A 19,622-nucleotide genomic window follows, 5' to 3' on the forward strand; every position below is an offset into this window, starting at 1 on the left:
CGCCGTCACTCCCCCCCGGCGGGCCCTCCCGGGAGCGCGGAGCCGGGCAGGCGCAGCCGGGCGAGGGCGCCCCCGCCGGAGGCGTTCTCCAGCGCCGCCTCTCCGCCCGCCTCCCGTACGGCCTGCGCCACGATCGCCAGCCCCAGCCCGGAACCGGGCATGCTCCGGGCCGCGGGAGAGCGCCAGAAGCGGTCGAACACGTAGGGCAGCTCGTCCTCCGCGAGGCCGGGACCGTGGTCGCGCACGGTCAGCTCGCCGCCGCGGAGCCGTACGACCACCGGGCCGCCCGCCACACCGCCGGCCGGGGAACCGCCCCCGGCCGGCTCCCCGGCCGCCGCCGTGCCGGAGAACTTCACCGCGTTGTCCAGCAGGTTGACCACGGCCCGCTCCAGCGCGGCCTGGCTGCCGCGGACGTACCAGGGAGCGAGCTCGACCTCGACCGGGATCTCCGGCGCGCGGAGCCGGGCCCGGGCCGCCGCCGACTCGACCACCTCGTGGAAGGCCACCTCGGCGGGCGGCTCGCCCTCCTCCTCGGCGCGGGAGAGCTGGAGCAGGTCCCCGATCAGCGTGGACATCTCCTCGAACTGCGCCTTGAGACTGCTCAGCAGCCGGTGCTTGGCGGGCGGGGCCAGCGGGCGGCCGGTGTTCTCGCTGCGCAGCAGCAGGTCGACGTTGGTCCGCAGGCTGGTGAGCGGGGTGCGCAGCTCGTGCCCGGCGTCGGCGATCAGCCGCCGCTGCCGTTCGCGGGAGCCCGCCAGCGCGGCGGTCATGGCGTTGAACGAGGTGCCCAGCCGGGCGATCTCGTCGTCGCCCCGGACCGGGATCCGGGTGCCGAGGTCCTCGGTCCTGGCGATGTGCTCGGCCACCCCGGTCAGGCGCTCCACCGGCCGCAGCACCGTGCGGGCGATGAGCGTGCCCGCGGTCGCCGCTCCCACCACGCCCAGCGCGGCGACCCCGGCGAGGATCCAGGCGAGCGCGGAGAGCGTGGACTGGAACTCGGCCAGCGGCCGGGACTCCATGACCGCCAGGCCCGAACCGACGCTCCTGGTCAGCACCCGCACGTCGGCCCCGTCCGCGGTCGTGCCGTCCCGGCGCGCCTGCGCGCCCTCCGGCATCGCCGCCAATGCCCGGTCCTCGGGGGTGACCCGCACCTCGGTCGCGCCGACCACGCAGGTGCCGCCCTCGGCGTCGATCAGCTGCAGCGGCGGCAGGCGGAAGGGCGGCGGGCGGCGCGGCCCGTCCTCGGAGCAGTACTGCGCGACCCACTCCAAGCCCTGCACCCCCTTCGGGTCGCGCAGCGAGCGGTCGACCTGCTCCAGCATCGCGGTACGCACGATGAACCAGCAGGCCCCCGCGCACACCGCGATCGCCACCGCCACGGCCGCCGCGACCAGCAGGGTGAGCCGCGAGCGCAGCGAGCGGCGGGCGCCCAGCGGCGCGCCCTCCCCCTCCTGCCGCCGGCCGGCCGGGCGGGCTCCCGCGGCGCGCGACCGGCCGCCGGTCACGCCGAGCCCCGCAGCACGTAGCCGACGCCCCGGACGGTGTGGATCAGCCGGGGAAGCCCCCCGGTCTCGGTCTTGCGGCGCAGGTACATGACGTAGACGTCCAGGGAGTTGGAACTCGGCTCGAAGTCGAACCCCCACACCTCGCTGAGGATCTGCTCGCGGGTGAGCACCTGCCGGGGGTGGACCATGAGCAGCTCCAGCAGCAGGTACTCGGTCCGGGTGAGCTCCAGCGGGACGCCGGCCCGGGTGACCTCCCGGGCGGCGACGTCCATCCGCAGGTCGTCGAAGGCCAGCACGCCGGGATCCTCGGCCGCCGGGGCGGCCAGCGCGCCGCGCCGCAGCAGCGCCCGGACCCGGGCCAGCAGCTCGTCCAGCTCGAACGGCTTGACCAGGTAGTCGTCGGCGCCCGCGTCCAGCCCCGAGACCCGGTCTCCGACGGCGTCGCGGGCGGTGAGCATGAGCACCGGGACGTGGTTGCCGGCCGCGCGGAGCCTGCGGCAGGCGGTCAGCCCGTCCAGCCGGGGCATCATCACGTCCAGCAGCACCAGCTCGTACGGCTCCCGCTCCAGCGCCTCCAGGGCGGCCAGGCCGTCGGCGGCCAGGCCGACCCGGTAGCCCTCGTACTCCAGGCTGCTCTGCAGCGCCTCCCGGAGCGCGGGCTCGTCGTCCACGACCAGCACCCGCGCCGCCTCACCGTCACCACCCATGGCACCCACGGTAGGCACCCTTCATGAGAACCCCATGAAGGGGCACCGGCGTTTCCCCGGGAGGTCCCCTCCCGTCCCCCGGCGGGCACCGGACCCCGGCGCGGCCTCCGGCCTCTCAGCACCGGGTCCGGCGGGGCGCTCCCGCGGCGCCGTACCGCTCAGGGGCCTTCCAGCACCGCCATGGCCGCGTTGTGGCCGGGGATGCCGCTGACCCCGCCGCCGCGCCGGGCGCCCGCCCCGCAGAGCAGGACCCGCTCGTGGCCGGTCTCCACCCCCCAGGTCCCCGCCTCGCCGAACGGCCAGGACAGGTCGCGGTGGAAGATGTGCCCGCCGGGCAGGCCCGCCTCCGCCTCCAGGTCGACGGGGGTCTTGGCCTCCAGGCAGGGGCTCCCGTCCGGGGCGCGCAGCAGGCAGTCCTCGATCGGCTCGGCGAGGACCGCGTTCACCGAGGCCAGGGTCGCGCGCAGCGCCTCCTCCCGCGCGGCGGCCGGATCGCCGCGGAACAGCCGGGCGGGCATGTGCAGCCCGAACAGCGTCATCGTCTGGGCGCCTGCGGCGCGCAGCTCCGGGCCGAGGATCGACGGGTCGGTCAGCGAGTGGCAGTAGACCTCCGCCGGGGGCAGGCTCGGGACCTCCCCCCGCGCGGCCTCGGCGTAGGCGCGGGCGAGCTGGTCGCGGCCCTCGTTGATGTGGAAGGTCCCGCTGAAGGCCGCAGCCGGGTCCACCCGGGCGTCCCGCAGGCGGGGCAGCCGCGAGAGCACCATGTTGACCTTGAGCTGGGCGCCCTCCGGAGCGGGCTCCCCGCTCTCCGGCTCCCCCAGCAGGCGGGCCAGCACGGCGGGCGGCACGTTGGCGAGCACCCGCTCCCCGGTGACCGTGTGCTCCCCGGCCGCGTCGCGGAAGACGACCTCCCCGGAGGGGTCGACCGCCAGCACCTCGGCCCCGGTGCGGAGCTCCGCCCCGGCGGCGCGGGCGGCCTCCGCCAGGCCCCCGGAGACCGCGCCCATGCCGCCGACCGGGACGTTCCAGTCGCCGGTGCCGTCGCCGATCACGTGGTACAGGAAGCACCGGTTGGCCAGCAGGCTCCCGTCGCCCGGGTCGGCGAAGGTGCCGATGAGCGCGTCGGTGAGCACCACCCCGCGCACGGTGTCGTCGGCGAACCGCTCGTCCACGGTCTCGCCGATCGGCCGCTCGAACAGCTCCCGCCAGGCCTCGGGACCCACGAGGTCCCGCATCGCCGTACGGTCCGCGAGCGGTTCGAGCAGCGTCGGCGCGACCTTGGCGGCGACCTCGGCGGTCATCGCGTAGAAGCGCCGCCACGCGTCGAGGTCGGCGCCTCCGCCGGTGACCCCCTCGAACGAGGCGGCGGTGCGCCCGGCGTCGTCGTTGTCCACCAGCAGGCCGGTCTCCCCCACCGGCGTGTAGGAGGCGTACCGGCGGCGGCGCAGTTCCACCGCGAGCCCGAGGTCCTTGACGATCTTCGAGGGCAGCAGGCTGACCAGGTAGGAGTAGCGCGAGAGCCGGGCGTCCACGCCGGGGAAGGCGCGGGCCGAGACGGCGAGGCCGCCGACGTGGTCCAGGCGTTCCAGGACGAGGACCCGGCGCCCGGCGCGGGCGAGGTAGGCGGCGGCGACCAGGCCGTTGTGGCCGCCTCCGGCGATCACGGCGTCATAGCGGGAGAGCATGGGGCGTCCAGGGGTGAGGGCCTGCGGGGCTGCGGTCTTCTGGGACGTCCCGCGGGTCGTCCCGCGGGTCAGAGCCCGCTCTGCCAGTGCGGCTCGGGCCGGAGCACGCCCGCGATCTCGATCGGCGCCATGCCCGGACCCTACCCCGAATACGACAAATCGACCATAGTCACCTCAGGCCCGCGGTCACCTCGGGGACGCGGCCAGGCTGATGGCCAGGAGCGCGGCGGCGGGCCCGGTGGGAGTGCGGCCCCGCCGCCAGATCGCGCGCAGGCGCCGCTCCAGGTCGATGCCCCGGGTGGCCACCTCGGCCAGCCGCCCGGTGGCCAGCTCCGCCTCCACGGCGTAGCCGCTGAGCACCGCGGGGGCGGCCCCCTCCCCGGTGGCGCCCTTGACCGCCGCGTTCGAGCCCAGCTCCAGCCGGGGGGCCGCGGCGGCATGGCCGGCCAGCGCCCGGTCCAGGGTCTCGCGCGTGCCGGAGCCGCGCTCGCGGACCACCAGCGGGGTCGCGGCCAGCTCGGCGGCGAGCAGCGGGGTGCGGCGGCGCGCCCACGGGTGGCCCGGCGCGACCACGACCACCAGCCGGTCGGCGGCCACCACCCGGGAGGCCAGCCCCTGCGGCACCGACGGCCCCTCCACGAACCCGAGCTCGATCCCGCCGACCTCCCCGGCGACCAGCCTGGCCACCTCCGCGGAGTTCTGCACGTCCAGCCCGACCTGGACCTGCGGCTCCCGGTTCTGCAGCTCCCCCAGCCAGCGCGGGAGCAGGTACTCGGCCACGGTCATGCTCGCCGCGATGTGCAGGTGCGCCGCCCGCGCGTGCCGTACGGCCTCCGCGCCGCGCATCAGCTCCTCGGCCGCGTCCAGCACCTGCGTCGCCCAAGCCGCGATCATGGTCCCCTGCGAGGTCAGCGTGGAGCCGCGGGGGGTGCGCTCCAGCAGCGGCAGGCCGAGCCGGCGCTCCAGGATCGCGATCCGCTTGCTCGCCGAGGGCTGGGCGATGCCCGCCGCCCGGGCCGCCTGCCCGAGGCTGCCCAGCCGGTCGACGTCGACCAGCAGCCGGAGGGATTCGAGGTCGGGCAGATAGCTCATAGCCCTAGGCTATGACCTACGAGGGAGATGGCCGCTACCGGCCGCGTCCGCCCGGGCGAACACTCGGCTCATGACCGTCTTCCCGTTCTCCCGCCGCCCATCCCGCGGCACCGGGGCACCCCCCGCGCCGGACGGGACCGCTCGCCGATCCGAGCGGCCGCATCCGGCGCCCGTCCACCGCCGCGCCCACCCGGCGCCTCCCGGCCCGGGACGGGATGTTCCGCGGACCAGGTGCCTTTACACTGTAGATTCGTTTCGTCGGCTCCGCGCTCCCGCCCCCGGCCTGTGCCTGGCGGCCGCGGCCGTCGCCGCCTCGCTCTGGCTCAGCCGGGCCCTCACCGGAGTGAGCCCGGCGGTGATCGCGGTGGCCGGCGGGGTCGCCCTGGGCAACCTCGGCGGCGTGCACGCGTCCTTCCGCCCCGGTCTGCGGCTGGCGAGCCGCCCGCTGCTCCGCCTGGCGATCGTGCTCCTCGGCCTGCAGATCGCGCTCCCGGAGATCCTGGCGCTCGGCTGGCGGACGCTGGCCCTGGTGGCCGCGGCGACCGGCATCACCTTCGTGGCGACGCGGTGGGCCGGGCGGCTGCTCGGAGTGAGCCCGCGCAGGTCGCTGCTCATCGCGACCGGCGTGTCCGTCTGCGGGGCCGCGGCGATCGCCGCGATGCACGAAGTGGCCGGGGGCGACGACGACGACGCGGCCAGCGCGGTCGGCGTGGTCGTCCTGTACGGCAGCGCCGCGATCGTCGCGGTTCCGGCCCTCGGCGGCCTGCTCGGCCTGACCCCGCACCAGCTCGGGCTCTGGGCCGGGGCCTCGGTGCACGAGGTGGCGCAGGTCGCGGCCATCGGAGCGGCCGCCGGGACCGGCGCGCTGGCGACCGCGGTGGTGGTCAAGCTGGCCCGGGTGGTCCTGCTGGCGCCGCTGGTGGCACTGGTCTCGGCGGGCCTGCGCCGCGCCGCGGATCCCCGCCGGGCGGCGCAGGCCGGAGCAGCGGACCGCGGCGGCGCGACCGGCGGGAGGACGGGCGGCGGGGAGACGGGCGGCGGGGAGACGGGCGGGCGGAGGCCGCCGCCGGTGCCGCTGTTCGTCGCGGGGTTCGCGGCCATGATGGCGGTGCGCGGCACCGATCTCGTCCCGGAGGAGGTCACCTCCCTGGTCCCGGAGGTGACCGGGGCGCTGCTGGCCGCGGCGCTGTTCGGGCTGGGGACCGGGATCGACCTGGGATCGGCGGCCCGCGGCGGGCGGGCGCTCGCACTCGGCGGGGCGGCCACGGCCGTCATCGGCACGATCTCACTACTGGGAGCCCTCGCCATCGGCTGATCTCCCGATGGACGCCTCCGAAGCAGGACCCATACCGTGCTTTTTTAGAACAAGACCATCCGTTTACACCGTTCTCATCAGGCAAGCATACGGTCCTGACCCGAGGAGACAGAACCAGCCCATGCGTACCACCCAGCAGTCGGCCGACACCGTGTTCCGCCCGTCCCAGGAGGTGGCGGAGGCACTGGCGCAGGGCGCCCCGGTCGTGGCACTCGAGTCCACGATCATCTCGCACGGCCTCCCCCAGCCCCGCAACCTGGAGGTCGCGACCGAGCTGGAGGAGATCGTCCGCGGCTGCGGAGCGGTCCCCGCGACGATCGCGGTGCTGGACGGGGTGGCCCGCATCGGCCTGGACGCCGGAGAGCTCAAGCGGATCGCCACCGAGCCCGGCCTGCGCAAGCTGGGCTTCCGCGACCTGCCCGCCGCGGCGGCGCTGGGGGCCAGCGGGGCGACCACGGTCTCGGCGACCTCGTTCCTGGCCGCGCGGGCCGGCATCCGGGTCTTCGCCACCGGCGGTCTCGGCGGCGTGCACCGGGGATGGGCCGACAGCCAGGACGAGTCGGCCGACCTCGACCTGCTCAGCCGTACCCGCATCACCGTCGTCTGCGCGGGCGTGAAGTCGATCCTGGACGTGCCGGCCACCCTGCAGCGGCTGGAGACCCGGGGCGTCACCGTCGCCGGGTTCCGCACCGACGAGTTCCCCGGTTTCTACCTGCACACCTCCGGCGAGCGCCTCGACTGGCGGATCGAGAGCCCGGAGGAGGCCGCCCGGATCATGCGGGCCCAGGACGCCCTCGGCGGCCCGGAGACCGCGCTGATCGTGGCCAACCCGGTGCCGGCGGCCGAGCAGCTCGACCCGGCCCTGCACGACCGGGTCCTGGCCGAGGCGCTGGCCGCCGCGGAGCGGGAGAAGGTGGCCGGCCAGGCCATCACCCCGTTCCTCCTGGACTACCTGGTGCGCGGCACCGACGGTGCCTCACTGGAGGCGAATCTGGCCGCCGTACGTGGAAACACCCGCATCGCCGGACAGATCGCTGCATCATGGAGTAAGGAAAGTTGAGGTATCCGTGACCGAAATGGGCCTGCTGGTCATCGGCGACGTGGTCACCGACGTCGTCGCGCTTCACGGAGAACAGAACCTCGCCGGCCTCGCCACCGGGACCGACACCGCCGCCGACATCGTGCTGCGCCCGGGCGGCTCGGGGGCCAACACCGCCTCCTGGGCCGCCCGCCTGGGCGCCGACGCCCGGATCCTGACCAGGGTCGGCTCCGACACCAGCGAGTGGCACGGCGCGGAGCTGCGGCGCAGCGGCGTCCGGCCGCACCTGCGGGTGGACCCCGAGCGCCCGACCGCCGTGGTGATCGCCATGGTGGACGTGACCGGGGAACGCTCCATGCTGACCAACCGGGGCGCGGGCGGCCACATCGGCACCGACGACTGGGACGAGGAACTGCTCGACGGGGTGGCCCACCTGCACCTGTCGGGATACACCCTGTTCGCCGAGCCGGGCCTGCGGCTGTCCCGGCTGGCCCTGGCCGAGGCCGCCCGGCGCGGCGTCACCACCAGCGTGGACCCGGCCTCGGCCGGTTTCCTGCGGGCGTTCGGGCCCGAGCGGTTCGTCCGGGAGACCGCGGACGCCCGGCTGGTCATCCCCAACCTGGACGAGGCGCTGCTGCTCACCGGCGAGACCTCCGCCGAGCGGGCGGCCGAGAGACTCAGCGTCCTGTACGGCACGGCGGCGGTGAAACTGGGCCGCATGGGCGCGCTGATGGCCAGGCAGGGACGGCTCGTCGCCCGGGTCCCCGGGCTCCCCGTCGAGGTGGTCGACTCCACCGGCGCCGGCGACGCGTTCGCCGCCGGGCTGATCACCGCCCTGCTCACCGGGGCCGGGGACGAGGCCGCGCTGGACGCCGGACGCCGGGCGGGGGCGGAGGCCGTTACGGTCATCGGCGGCCGTCCGCGTATCCTTCAATCGGATTTGGCCACCAACTAGCTTTACCCTCTTAACACCAATTGATAGCTTGCGGCCTTAGACTGCACCATTAGCCACATGCGTCACTTTGGGGAGGTTGCGGTCCGCCGATGGATGCCGAGTCATCGATCTGCCTGAGTGATCTGGTCCCGGCCCTGCGCTGGAGCCGTCAGCAGCAGGTCGCCGAAGCCCTGGCCGATCCCCGCCTGCCCGCGGGCTGGTGGTCTTCCGTCACCCTGCCCAAGGCCCTGCGCGCCGCCGGCCTGGACTGGGTCTGCGACCGGCTGGCCCGGCTCTCGGTGGCCCGCTGGGATCACCTGCCGCTGAGCGACGTGCTGCCCGCCCTGCACGTGCACACGGTCGACCCGACGCTGCCCGGCTGGTCCGAGCCCGCGCGCGCGGCCATCACCGGCCTGGGCGGCTGGTCCCGGCTGCGCCGCCTGACCCCCGGAGACCTGGCGGGATCCTCGGTGCCCGCCTCCCCCGAGGTCCTGGTCACCGCGATGTTCCGGGAGGTGCTCGGCGGGATGCCCGGGATCTCCGAGCAGCCCGCCCAGGACGCCCAGGCAGGTCGGACCGCTCCGGCCGCCCAGACCGCGCAGGGCGCCCCCGCCGTCCCGGCCGCGGCCGCGGCGCCGGGCGTGCCCGCCGTGCCGAGTGCGCCCGCGGTGCCGCCCCAGGCTCAGCCCCAGGCGGCCCCGCAACCCCAGCCGGCCCCGCAGCCCCAGCCGGCCCCGCAGTCCGCACCGCTCGCCGCGCCGGCCGCCGCTCCCGCCGCCCAGCCCGACCTCAGCGCCTATCCGCTGGTGCGCCTGGTGGACACCATGTTCCGGGACTGGGCCCCGCTGGAGCGGGCGGTCGCCGTGGAACGCCTGTTCGCCGTCGACCCGATCAGCCTGCGCGCCCTCGCGCACAAGCTCAACGCCGACCTCGGCGCCCTCTCCGCGGCCCAGCGCGCCGCCGAGGAGCGCATCCTGCTCTGGCTGCGCTCCTCGGAATCCGCCCCGCTCACCGGTCACATGTTCGGTCTCACCGAGTGGCTGGGCGCCGCCGCCACCGAGGAGCAGCTCGTCGGCGCCGACCCCGCGCACCCCGTGGAGGTCCCCACGCTGCGCACCCCGCTCTGGCGCGTGCTGGTCACCCTCATGCCCGACCGGCGGCTCCAGGACGGCTGGCTCGTCGTCGGCGACCTGGGCGGCCTGCGCGACCGCACCCGGCAGCTGCTGGCCGGCAAGCCGGCCGACGCCGACGTCGTCGTGCTCATGGAGCACCAGCTCGGCATCCGCGCCCACTCCGCCCAGGCCTGGCTGGACGCGCTCGCCGCGGCCGCCGCGCCGCAGGAGCCCGCCGCGGCGGCCGCCTCCGAGGCCACCAGGCAGCTTCCCCGCCGTACCCCCGGCGTCAACGGCCACCACCGCGGCGGCCAGCCGATCCCGCAGGTCAACACCGCCTCGATCGACCCGCGTGCGGCTCTGGCCGCGCTCTCGGCGCTGTCCGGCAACAGCCGGCCGCACCTGATCACCAGCCAGCGCGCCGCGCCGCCGCCCCCGCAGACCAGCCCGTCCACCGACCCGAGCCGCTGGCAGCGGATCGAGGTGACCAGCGAGCACCTGCGGGGCGGTCCGGTGGCCGTGCCCGAGGGGTACGCGACCCGGCTCGGCATGCGCCCCGGCACCCTGCTCTCGGTGACCGGTCCGGGCGACAACGCGGTGGTCCTCGTCTGGCGGGACCACCCGGTCTTCGACTCGCTCCAGCCGGTGCTCATGCGGCTGAACGCCCGCCCGGGCGACCAGGTCTACGTGACGGTGGACGGCTACCGCCTGGACGCCCAGCTCCCCGCCTGAGACCGGGCGCCGCCGTGCGCTGGGCGCTCGCACCCGTCTGCGGCCGCGGAGCCGCTGCGGGGGCGGCCCCGTGGGGAACCGGGCGGATCGGGTACGGCTCCCGCCCGGGAACAACGGGCGGGAGCCGTACCCGATCAGGGGGCGCCGCGGGTCAGGCGGCGGAGCAGCTCACCGCGGACGGCGCCGGGTTGCTCCCGGTCCAGGTGCCGGTGAAGCCGAAGGAGGCGGACGCTCCGGAGGAGAGGCCGCCGTTGTGGTCGGCGTTCTTCACCGAGACGGCGGCCCCGCTCTGGGTGTGGCGGCCGTTCCAGAGCTGGCTGATCTTCTGGTCGCCGGAGAAGGACCAGTCCGCCGTCCAGCCGGACAGGGCCGCGCCGCCGGTGTTCTTGACCGTCACCTCGGCCTGGAAGCCGCCCTGCCAGGAGTTGACGATCTTGTAGGTGGCCGTGCAGGCCTTGCCTCCGGTCGGCGTCGCGGTGGGCGTCGCGGTCGGCGTCACCGTGGGGGTGGGGGTCACCGTGGGCGTCGCGGTCGGGGTCGGCGTGGCGGTGGGTTCGGGCGCCGCCATGGCCAGGTCGTAGGCCCGCTGCGGGACGAACCGGCCGGCCCCGGCGATGCAGCCGTCGGCCTCGCCCGGCAGCTTGATCCAGAGGAAGGCGTCGATCATCGAGTCGCCCGTCGCGGTCGTGCTCGGCGTGCCGATCGCCCGGCCGGCCGGGTCGCACCACTCGCTGCCCAGCGGGCCGTTGCCGTTGCGGCTGGTGTCGACGACCGCGCGGAGCCGGGAGATCCCGGTGGCGGAGATGACGCTCTTGGCGTACGCCACCTCGGTGGAGGTCCACCGGTAGTTGGAGACATTGAGCGAGATGCCGTCCGCGCTGCCGTCGATCCCCGCGGCCCTCAGCCGGTTGGCCGCCTCACCGGCGCCCAGCCAGCCGGAGTGCCCGATGTCGAAGTAGACCTTCGCCTTGGCCGAGCCGGCCTTCAGCTTCCTGCCTGCGTAGGCCATGGACGCGTTGACCTCCTGCTGCTGGGCGGAGCTCATGCAGTTGGTCATGATCGGGAGCACGTCCGGTTCGAGGATGATCGAGGCCGGGCGGTCCTGCAGGCCCGCGGCGAGCTCGTCGATCCACTGCCGGTAGGCCGTGTGGCTGGGCGCGCCGCCGGTGCTGGCGCCGCTGCAGTCGCGGTTGGGGATGTTGTAGACGACCAGGATGGGGGTCTTGCCCGCGTTCGCGGCCGCGCCGACGAACGCCGAGACCTGGGCGCGGACCGCGGAGGTGTTGGTCGTGGTGAACCAGCGCGCCTGGGGCACGGCGGCGATCCGGTCGCGGATGACCGGCGCCCGGGAGTCTCCGGGGTTGGCCGCGACCCACGTGGCGGCGCTGGTCTCCGGGTCCACGTAGAACGTGGAGTCGGCCGCCGAGGCCGCCGGGGTCGCGGCGGCCAGGGACACGGCGGTGCAGGACAGCGCGGCCAGCGCGGTGCAGACCGCGGCCAGGATGGATTTTCTCCGCATGGTACGGCTCCTTGAGGGTGAGGTGGGAGCGCTGCCAAGCTAGCCGCACACCGCCGTCCCGCACCTTCCCTGGGCCGCCCCCGCCCACCGCTGACCCCCCTGAACTGGGAAGACGCCTCTCCGAGCCCATGAAACTTTCACGGGCGGGGCCGGGCGTCTCAGGGCGCCTCCGGCTCGCGGATCTCCGCCAGGGAGAGCCGCATGATCTCGGCCGCACGCGTGAACCAGTCGGAGATGACGCCGAGCTCACCCGGGCCGTAGTCCTCGAAGAGCGCGATCAGCCGCCGGTAGACCGGCTCGTAGGCCGCCGTGACCCGGGCGGCGGCGTCGCCCTCCGGGACGATCCGGATGCGGCGCCGGTCGTCGGAGTCGGACAGCCGCCGGACGTATCCGGCTTTTTCCAGGCGGTTGACCACGCCGGTGACGGCGCCCGTGGTGAGTCCGGCACGCTCGGCGAGCCGGCCGGCGGTGATCGGATCCTCCGCCGCTTCGAGGATGAAGCCGAGGCAGGTCAGGTCCGTGACGTTGACGCCGAGCCGGTCGGCCATGGCCCCCTGCCCGACCAGGCTCAACGCGATCATCTGGTCCATCCGGGCCAGCGCGTCGGGCGGCGTCACCCCGGGCGGCTCGTTCTTCGCCACAAAATCCCCTTACTATCTAAGATATTTAGATCGTAAGATGAATCTTATCAGCGCGCCCGTCCCGGCGGCCCATGCCGTCATGGCCGCGGGCGCCCGGGAACGAAGGAGAAGGACCGTGGGGATCCACGAGGACCACGACCTGGGGCACACCGTCGCGGGCTGGACCGGATCGATCGTCTGCACCTCCGGGTTCGCCCTCGCCGGGCTGGGGATGGTGCTCGCCTCCACTCCCCTGATCTGGACGGGAGCCGGGGTCACGGCCCTGGGTCCGGCGCTGGGGCTGCTCCTGCACGAGCTGGGGCTCGGCAAGGAGATCGGGCCGAGACCCGTCGGCGAACGCGCCCTGCGCTGGCGCCCCTCGCTCGAGAGGTTCCGCGACCGCCGGTCCGCCCCGGCTCAGGAGGTACGGGAGAGGCCGGACCGCAGGACGGTCAGGACCTCGGCGGGGGTGTCGGCGAAGAAGCTGACCGAGGTGACCTCGGCGCGGCGGCCGAGAGGGCGGACGACGGTGACGGGCTCCGCCAGCTCGACGGCCACGTTCGTCTGGGAGGAGACCGCCACGCCGAGCCGGCCGTCCTCCACGGTCACCATGCCGGACTCGTTGTAGTTGCGCGCCACCCGCACCGAGGAGATCAGCTCGCGGGGGATGCGCAGGTCGAGGTAGACGCCGTAGCGGACGCGCAGTTCCGCCGCGGAGACGACGTGGGGCCGGGTCACGCAGGCCGCGGCGAGCGCCAAGCCGTACACGACCCCGTAGACGTCCAGCACCAGAACCGTGAGCCGCAGCCCGTCCGGCACCTCCAGCGCCCGCAGCAGCACCTCTACGCCCACCGTCTCCACGGCCATCGCGAACAGCATCAGCAGCAGCATCGTGGACTGCCCGCCCGCGTACGGCACGGCGGTGGCGCCGGGCGGCACGCCGTGGCGGCGGCGCGCCGCCCAGTGGGCGAGGGCGAGCACGCTCTTCAGCTCGAACTCCATGATCCTGAGCACCCGGGCGGGCACCAGCCGGTGGGCGGCCGCCCGGAGCGCCGCCCGCCGGTCCGCGCCGCTCCGGCGCTCGGCCAGGAAGAGCCGGCAGGCGACCACCGCCTCCAGGAGGAGCACCGACGCCACGGCCAGCTCGCCCGCCACGATCACCGGGACGGGCAGGGACACTCCTGACAGCAGCAGGACCACGAGGACCAGCTCTGCGGGGAGTGCCGCCAACAGCGCGGCGCGCGCGAGTCCGAGCATCACGTTCTCTCCTTCAGGACGGCCGCCATCAGCCGGAGGACCTCGGCCTGGGCGGGCGGCAACTCGGTGGACAGCGCCTCGAACCACACCCCGCCGTCGGCGTCCCGCGGACCCGGCCGAGGCGCGGCGGCGCCGCCCCCGGGCGCGGAGCCGGACGGGTCCGCGGAGGCGGGCAGGTGCTCGATCATCACCGCCGCCAGCTCGGCGGGGATGTGGGCGGCCAGGTCGGCGGCGAGCGCGGGGACGCGGGGGTCGCCGGGATCGGCGCCGGCCAGCTCGTCGAGCCGCGCGTAGAGGGCGTGGCTCCGGGCCAGGGCGCCGGGCTCGGTGAGCGGGCGCATCATCTCGAGCATCCGGTCGCGCTCGGCCGGGTCGGCCACGGTGTCCATCAGCGCCAGCATCTCGCGGTCGGCCGCGGCGAACGCCGAGCCCTCGGCGTGCAGGTCGCGCAGGACCGCCGTCATGTCGGGGGAGACCGCCGAGTCGGGATGCAGGTCCGCCTCCGCCAGCAGCGCGGCCAGCCGGGCCCGCCGCAGGGCGATCGCCTCCTGCTGCCCGGCCAGGTCGGCGTCCAGCTCCACCAGCACCTCGCGCAGTTCCCTGTCCCGGTCGTCGGCGAGCACGTCGCGGATCTCGTCCAGGGACAGACCGAGCTCGGCCAGCCTCCGCACCCGCGCCAGGGCGACCGCGTCGCGCAGCCGGTACTCGCGGTAGCCGTTGGCCAGCCGTACCGGCTCGGGGAGGAGGCCCAGGTGGTGGTAGTGCCGCACGGTCCGGGTGGAGACCCCGACGAGCGCGGCGAGTTCGCCGATCCGCATACCCCGATTAGAAACGTTGACGCTACGTCAAGGTCAAACGTGCCGGGGAACCGCAGCGGACGAGCTCCTCCCCGGAGAGCGTGAGGCCGGACGCGGATCGACCGGCTGCCCCCAGGGCGAACCAGGGTACGAACTGTTGGCTGTTTTCACTAAATGTAACCGAGCTATCACTATAATCAGTTCATGACGTTGCCCGGGCCTGCCATCACCACGGCATGGCCCGGCCACGGCCTAAGAACCCCGCGCCGACAGAGGGTCATTTCCCCGCCCTGTTCCGGCATCCGCCGAAGGGTTGGGCGATGACCGGGCAGATATCTCTGACATCGACCGCGTCGTGCACCGGCCTGCGCGCGGTCGCCGAGCACACCGGTGAGGCGGTCGGAGAGCGGGAGCTGGCCCGCCGGGTCGGCCACCTCACCGTGCTGATCCAGGCCATGGCCGCTCACCTGGTCGCCGCACACTGGACCAGTGCGGATCTGGACCTGCTCGCTTCCGGCAAGAGTCTTGACGGGCGGGCGCTGCCGTCCAAGGGGTGGATGGCGCTGCGCAGGCTGGGCTGGGCGGCTGCTGCTCCGGACGGGGTGGCGGTGTGCGACCGCCTACGGCGCTGCGCCGAGGAGGAGGCCGCCCGGACCTTGCGGCTGGCACTGCATCGCCGCCGGATCCTGGCCGCGCTCGTCGCGACCTGGCCCGAGCAGCCGGGCAAGCGCAGCCAGGTCGAGTGGACGGCACTACGTGCCGTGCTGCCGGACGGGGTGAGTCCGGTGGAGATCCGCAACCGGACCCGGCAGATACGCGCCTGGGCTGAGGCCCACGGCGTGGCACTGCCGGGCGATCTGGTCGAGGTGGAAGACCCGCCGCAGGTGGCGGCCCAGGCGCTGCTGGCCGCAGCCGACCGGCAGCTGACCACCCTGGAGCGCACTGGCGAGCAGTCTGCGGTGCTGCGGGTGCAGCTACCTTTGGTCGCCGCCCCGGCTAGCCGCCGAGACTGGGCCTGGCACGCCCTCCCCTTCACCCTCCCGCCGATTATCGCCGCCGAGGCGGTGCTGTGCGCGCCGACGCTGCGGTCGGCCGCCCACCGGGTGCGCCTCGACCTACCGCACCGCAGCCCTATCACCCACCCCTCCCCGGCCGGGCACACGACGGGCCTGGGCCTGGACTGGGGGGTCAACACGCTGCTGACCGGCGCGCTGGCCCGCCTGACCGACACTTCGGCCGGGCCGCGGGTGCTCTCCGACGGCCGCAGGCTGCGCTATGACGCGAGTGCGGTCTCGGCGAAGCTGCACCGGTTGCGGCAGGTGCGTGAGCACGTGGCGGCCCGCCGCGACCATTATGAGGCGCTACTAGCCGGGCTGGCCGCCCCGCAGCCGCTCTGGGCGGAGCTGCAGAGCAAGCACGCCGTCCTGGTTACTGAGCATGCGCGGATCTGCGCTCGGCTCCGGCAGCTGAACCGGGCGCTGGCGTGGTCGGCGGCCCGCTGGGCGGTCGACCAAGCGCGTGCGCTGGGCGCGAGCGTGATCTACCTCGAAGACCTGGCGACTCTGGAGGCGCGTGGTAAACGCTCCGGCAACGCCCGCCTGGCGGGACAGGTGCGCGGCCTGGTCGCCGAGGCGATCGCGCATCTGGCGGCCCGGGAAGGGATCGCGGTGGTGGCGGTCCCGGCCCGCGGCACCTCCAAATACTGCCCGCGCTGCGGGAGCGGCACCCAGCCCTTGAAGCATGTCGCAGCGCCCGACCGGATGCGGGAGTCGGGCTGGAAATGGGCGGCCTGCACCTCCTGCGGCCTGTCGTGCGACCGCGATCACGCCGCGGCCGAGCGCATCGCCGCCCGCGGCCTGCTCTCCCAGACCCGGGTGCGCACCGACCGCCACACCGGACGCCGCACCGTCACGATCGCGGTCGAGGGCAACGTGGCCCGCGCCCGCCGCCGCACCCCCCGCCCCACCCCGCCGAGAGCGGTGGTCGGCCGTCCGGCCGTGCGGGCCGATCGGGCCAAGACCGGCCCCACCCCGAAGCGGCCCGCCGCCGCTTCCCCTGGAGTTTCCCGCCGTGTGCCCGACCGGCGCGCGGTCCCCGCCCCACCATCCGGTGGCCAGTGTCCGGCGGGGCAGGCACCCCAGAACCACCCCCACCCGGGGGCGCGTTCAGGTCCTGCACACGGTTTCCCGAACCCCCAGCACGACCGGACCGGCTTCCACCGCGTCCGCGCCAGCCCCGTCCTCGCCCTCGGCGACTTCGGAGCAGGCGCGGACCGGCCACGTCACGCCCGGAATGTCCGATTCATTCAGACACACTCAGGAAACCAGAGACGCTGACCGTCGCCACCTTCACCAGCGGCGGCCGCCGGCTGCTGCCGTACGCGCTCCGCCGGTTCGTCGCCGGGCATCCGGAGGTCGAGGTCAACGTCGTGGAGGCCGAGCCCGAGGAGAGCCTGCCCATGGTCCGCGAGGGCCGGGCGGATCTGGCCCTGGCCTACCATTTCGACGGGCCGCTCCCCGCGGCCGGCGGCCTGGAGTGGACGCCGGTCATGGAGGACCCGATGTCGGCCGCGCTGCCGGCCGGACACCCGCTCGCCGGGCGGGAGAGCGTCGAGCTCGCCGAGCTGGCGGCCGACCCGTGGGTCATCGGCTGCAGCAAGACCGAGGCGTTCCTGCGCCGGTACGCCGCGCAGGCCGGGTTCGAGCTGAAGGTGGCGGGCAGCAACCGACTACTTCTTCGCGCAGGCGCTCGTGGCCTCCGGACTGGGCGTCGGCCTCATCCCCCGGCTCGGCCTGGACCCCTCGGCGGCCGAGACCGTCCTGGTGCCGGTCGGCCCACCGCGCCCGGCCCGGTACGTGGGGGTTGCCACCCCGCGAACGCGCCGCTCCCCGCTGGCCGGCGCCGTCACCGACGCCCTGCGCCAGGCCGCCGCGGCCGTACGGTGAGCCCGCCGGTGGAGCACCGCCCCCAGGAGGGGGCCTACGATCAGCGGGATGCGGATCGACCTGATCACGATCGTCGTGGACGACTACGACCCGGCCATCGCGTTCTTCACCGGCGCCCTGGGCTTCGAGCCGGCCGAGGACTCCCCGTCCCTGACGAACGACGGCCGCCCGAAGCGGTGGGTCGTCGTCCGCCCCCCGGGCGGCGGGACCGGCATCCTGCTCGCCCGGGCCGACGGCGAGCGGCAGCGCGCCGCCGTCGGGGAGCAGGTCGCCGGGAGGGTGGGCTTCTTCCTGCGGGTGGACGACTTCGAGGCCGCCCACCGGCAGATGACGGCGGCCGGCGTCGAGTTCGTGACCGCCCCGCGCACGGAGCCCTACGGCCGGATCGCCGTGTTCCTGGACGTCGCAGGCAACCGGTGGGACCTACTCGGCCCGGCCTGATCAGGAGGCGAGCAGGCGGCTGGTGAATCCGGCGGCCAAGAGAGCTTCATAGGCGGCATGCACGTCCTCTGGGATGTCCTGGGCAATGGCGAAGCCGAGCTGGGGATACTGGATCACCCGCTGCAGGTCGCCGACGAGCATGTCGATGACGAGCCGTTCGTCGCCGATACTTTTGATGTAGTCGTCGAACTCCAGCGGTTCGGACGCGCACACGAGCTCGGCCTCGGACCACAGCTTGCGGGCGGTGGCGAACGCGCGGCGCTCCATATAGGGCTTGGAGATCAGCAGCACCGAGGCCGGGTGGATGCCTGTCTCGGCCAGGACCTGCCGGGAGAAGGTGATGTTGTCGCCAGTGTTACCGGCGCGGGGCTCCAGCAGGATCGCCGAATCCGGCACACCGAGTTCCAGCGCGTGCTCGTGGTAATGCACAGCTTCGCCGCGCGGGAAGCGGGCGGCGGTGGTGGGGCTGTTGCCGCCGCTGAACACCACGACGGGAAACAACCCGGCGTGATACAACTCGGCGGCGAACGCCGCGACCCCGAGGTCGTGGCTGCCCAGGCCGATCGCGGCCTCGACGGGGCGCACCTGGTGGTGCATCTGGTGGTAGTCCCAGATCAGCTGGGCCTGGCGGAGCTGCTCGTCGGTGATGGCCTGCCGGTTGTCGATCACGTGCGTCTCTTCCTGGTCATCGTCGCCGGGGGCCGGATGTCCCCTTGCCTGACGGCCCTGATGTTCTCGATGCTGGCCAGCTGATGGCTCAGGCCGTATTCGGCGGCCGTCTGGGCCGCCTGATCGAGAACGCTCAGCCCATCATCCACGGTGGCCGGATCGGACAACAGGATGTGACCATAGGCGGTATCCAGCCGCACCCGCTGCATGGGTGCGTCGGTCACCGCGGTGCTGCGGGCGATGTCGATGAAGTGCAGGGCCTCATCCAGATGTCCGGCGCCGCGATGGGCCAGGGCGAGTTTCTGGTGGGCGACCGACCAGTCTTCCGGCTCGGCCAGCTCCTCGAAGTCACGGGTGGCGGAGAGCATGACGCGGGCGGCATAGTCGTGGTCGCCGTCCTTGCTGAGCGCGGTGCCCACCCACAGGCGGGCCCGGGCGCGGTCCCGGCGCGAGAGCCGGTCATCGACGGCCAGCGCCTCATACCGGCGCGCGGCGATCTCCAGCTTTCCCGACATCTCGGTGACCACCGCCAGCGACAGTTCCAGCTGGGCGATACGGCGGGGGATGTCGAGCTGGGTGAACACCGAACGGGCCCCGGCATAGGAATGCTGAGCCGACAGCGGCCCGATCACGGCGCCCTGGTCGCGTTGAAGGTCCCCCAGCAGGGCGGTGGAGCGGGCGAACAGATACAGGCCCTTGTCGTCGAGCTCCCCCGGTTGAAAGCGGGTCAGCCACCGGTTGAGCAGGGTGCCGGCGAAGGTGAAGCTCTGGCGCGAAAGCGCCACGATGGCCCGGTCCAGATCATCGGTCCATGATTCGTACTCCCAGGCGCGGGGGCCGACGACCGTCACCCGTCGGCCCGGACCGGCCGCAAGGCGGCCGGATTCCGACAGGTTCGTCTCAAAGCGCAGATGCACCGCGGCGTCCGCCCGCGCCAGCGCGGTGTCCAAGATGGCCTGGGTGTCGGGGCGGGGCTCGGTGCCGGTCAGGAGCTTCTCCCATTTGGAGACGGTGCGCACCCCAACGCCGAGATGCTCGGCAAAAGCGCGCACGCTCAGCCGCAACGCCAGCCGCAGGGCACGGGCCTCCAGGCCGCTCCAGTGATGCACGGTCGCCACGCGTCGCTCCCTTCCGCACCCGTCATGCAAGCACGGCGAAGGCAGGCGGGGACACGAAAGTGCGACGCAAGTGCAACAGCGGACCATTCACGCCGGTGAGCATCACGGCCACGCTCGAAGCATCACCACGTTCCC

General features: G+C 74.3%; 17 protein-coding genes and 2 pseudogenes. 9 read left to right on the forward strand and 10 right to left on the reverse strand.

Translation table 11 applies throughout. The features are described from left to right. Positions 1–5 precede the first annotated feature (5 nt). The 4 genes from FHS22_RS20640 to FHS22_RS20655 all read right to left on the reverse strand — a co-directional run bounded on the left by FHS22_RS20640 (position 6) and on the right by FHS22_RS20655 (position 4,989). Positions 6–1,505 (reverse strand): HAMP domain-containing sensor histidine kinase, encoded by a 1,500-nt coding sequence (locus FHS22_RS20640; RefSeq protein ID WP_338047856.1) that lies wholly within the window; start codon positions 1,503–1,505, stop codon positions 6–8. Beyond that, positions 1,502–2,212: a response regulator transcription factor gene (locus FHS22_RS20645; RefSeq protein WP_184943918.1), complete on the reverse strand. Its 711-nt coding sequence runs from the start codon at positions 2,210–2,212 to the stop codon at positions 1,502–1,504. Before FHS22_RS20645 ends, FHS22_RS20640 begins: the two co-directional genes overlap by 4 nt. 158 nt (positions 2,213–2,370) lie before the next feature. Continuing rightward, a complete protein-coding gene (locus FHS22_RS20650; protein WP_184943920.1) occupies positions 2,371–3,897 on the reverse strand; it encodes a phytoene desaturase family protein in 1,527 nt (508 codons plus the stop codon). Positions 3,898–4,083: 186 nt separating this feature from the next. Continuing rightward, positions 4,084–4,989, reverse strand: coding sequence for a LysR family transcriptional regulator (locus FHS22_RS20655; RefSeq protein WP_184943922.1), 906 nt, complete (start codon positions 4,987–4,989; stop codon positions 4,084–4,086). Positions 4,990–5,278: 289 nt separating this feature from the next. Here FHS22_RS20655 and FHS22_RS20660 point away from each other — a divergent pair, with 289 nt between their 5' ends. From FHS22_RS20660 to FHS22_RS20675, 4 genes are all read left to right on the forward strand, one after another. Beyond that, a complete protein-coding gene (locus FHS22_RS20660) occupies positions 5,279–6,304 on the forward strand; it encodes a YeiH family protein (protein ID WP_260408140.1) in 1,026 nt (341 codons plus the stop codon). 121 nt (positions 6,305–6,425) lie between these two features. Beyond that, positions 6,426–7,364 (forward strand): pseudouridine-5'-phosphate glycosidase, encoded by a 939-nt coding sequence (locus FHS22_RS20665; RefSeq protein ID WP_184943926.1) that lies wholly within the window; start codon positions 6,426–6,428, stop codon positions 7,362–7,364. A 16-nt stretch (positions 7,365–7,380) separates the two neighbouring features. Then, the gene (locus FHS22_RS20670) at positions 7,381–8,298 is read left to right on the forward strand and encodes a carbohydrate kinase family protein (protein ID WP_184944104.1); all 918 of its coding nucleotides are present in this window, start codon (positions 7,381–7,383) and stop codon (positions 8,296–8,298) included. 89 nt (positions 8,299–8,387) lie between these two features. Next, positions 8,388–10,121, forward strand: coding sequence for a hypothetical protein (locus tag FHS22_RS20675; protein WP_184943928.1), 1,734 nt, complete (start codon positions 8,388–8,390; stop codon positions 10,119–10,121). A 151-nt stretch (positions 10,122–10,272) separates the two neighbouring features. On the opposite strand, the gene FHS22_RS20680 is transcribed toward FHS22_RS20675, so the two are convergent. Beyond that, on the reverse strand, positions 10,273–11,640 hold the full coding sequence (locus FHS22_RS20680) for a glycoside hydrolase family 6 protein (protein ID WP_184943930.1): 1,368 nt from the start codon (positions 11,638–11,640) through the stop codon (positions 10,273–10,275). A 158-nt stretch (positions 11,641–11,798) separates the two neighbouring features. Further along, positions 11,799–12,281, reverse strand: coding sequence for a MarR family winged helix-turn-helix transcriptional regulator (locus FHS22_RS20685; protein WP_221473900.1), 483 nt, complete (start codon positions 12,279–12,281; stop codon positions 11,799–11,801). Between the two features lie 79 nt (positions 12,282–12,360). On the opposite strand from FHS22_RS20685, the pseudogene FHS22_RS39640 reads away from it, so the two are divergent. Then, a pseudogene (locus FHS22_RS39640) lies at positions 12,361–12,570 on the forward strand (HGxxPAAW family protein); the annotation flags it as partial. Positions 12,571–12,677: 107 nt separating this feature from the next. On the opposite strand, the gene FHS22_RS20690 reads toward FHS22_RS39640, so the two are convergent. Continuing rightward, positions 12,678–13,517 carry a hypothetical protein gene (locus FHS22_RS20690; protein WP_184943932.1) on the reverse strand — a complete coding sequence of 280 codons (840 nt, stop codon included), beginning with the start codon at positions 13,515–13,517 and terminating at the stop codon, positions 12,678–12,680. Next, complete coding sequence (locus FHS22_RS20695; RefSeq protein ID WP_184943934.1) at positions 13,517–14,335, reverse strand: MerR family transcriptional regulator; 819 nt, start codon at positions 14,333–14,335, stop codon at positions 13,517–13,519. Before FHS22_RS20695 ends, FHS22_RS20690 begins: the two co-directional genes overlap by 1 nt. 299 nt (positions 14,336–14,634) lie before the next feature. Here FHS22_RS20695 and FHS22_RS38205 point away from each other — a divergent pair, with 299 nt between their 5' ends. The 4 genes and pseudogenes from FHS22_RS38205 (at position 14,635) to FHS22_RS20705 (ending at position 17,700) form a co-directional block, all read left to right on the forward strand. After that, entirely contained in the window at positions 14,635–16,650 is a 2,016-nt protein-coding gene (locus FHS22_RS38205) for a zinc ribbon domain-containing protein (protein WP_260408126.1), read from the forward strand. Between the two features lie 35 nt (positions 16,651–16,685). Then, positions 16,686–16,967 (forward strand): annotated as a pseudogene (locus FHS22_RS38210) (LysR substrate-binding domain-containing protein); the annotation flags it as partial. Positions 16,968–17,064: 97 nt separating this feature from the next. Further along, a complete protein-coding gene (locus FHS22_RS38215; protein ID WP_338047857.1) occupies positions 17,065–17,259 on the forward strand; it encodes a LysR substrate-binding domain-containing protein in 195 nt (64 codons plus the stop codon). Positions 17,260–17,307: 48 nt separating this feature from the next. Then, positions 17,308–17,700, forward strand: a complete 393-nt coding sequence (locus FHS22_RS20705) for a VOC family protein (RefSeq protein WP_184943936.1) — start codon at positions 17,308–17,310, stop codon at positions 17,698–17,700. Here the strand turns inward: FHS22_RS20705 and FHS22_RS20710 are convergent, their stop codons facing one another. Further along, positions 17,701–18,369 carry a YdcF family protein gene (locus FHS22_RS20710; protein ID WP_338047858.1) on the reverse strand — a complete coding sequence of 223 codons (669 nt, stop codon included), beginning with the start codon at positions 18,367–18,369 and terminating at the stop codon, positions 17,701–17,703. It lies immediately after the preceding gene. Beyond that, a complete protein-coding gene (locus FHS22_RS20715; protein WP_184943937.1) occupies positions 18,366–19,487 on the reverse strand; it encodes a helix-turn-helix domain-containing protein in 1,122 nt (373 codons plus the stop codon). Before FHS22_RS20715 ends, FHS22_RS20710 begins: the two co-directional genes overlap by 4 nt. Positions 19,488–19,622: the final 135 nt, after the last annotated feature.

Source organism: Thiemannella venezuelensis (genome assembly GCF_014203605.1).
Classification (GTDB): domain Bacteria; phylum Actinomycetota; class Actinomycetes; order Streptosporangiales; family Streptosporangiaceae; genus Planomonospora_A; species Planomonospora_A venezuelensis.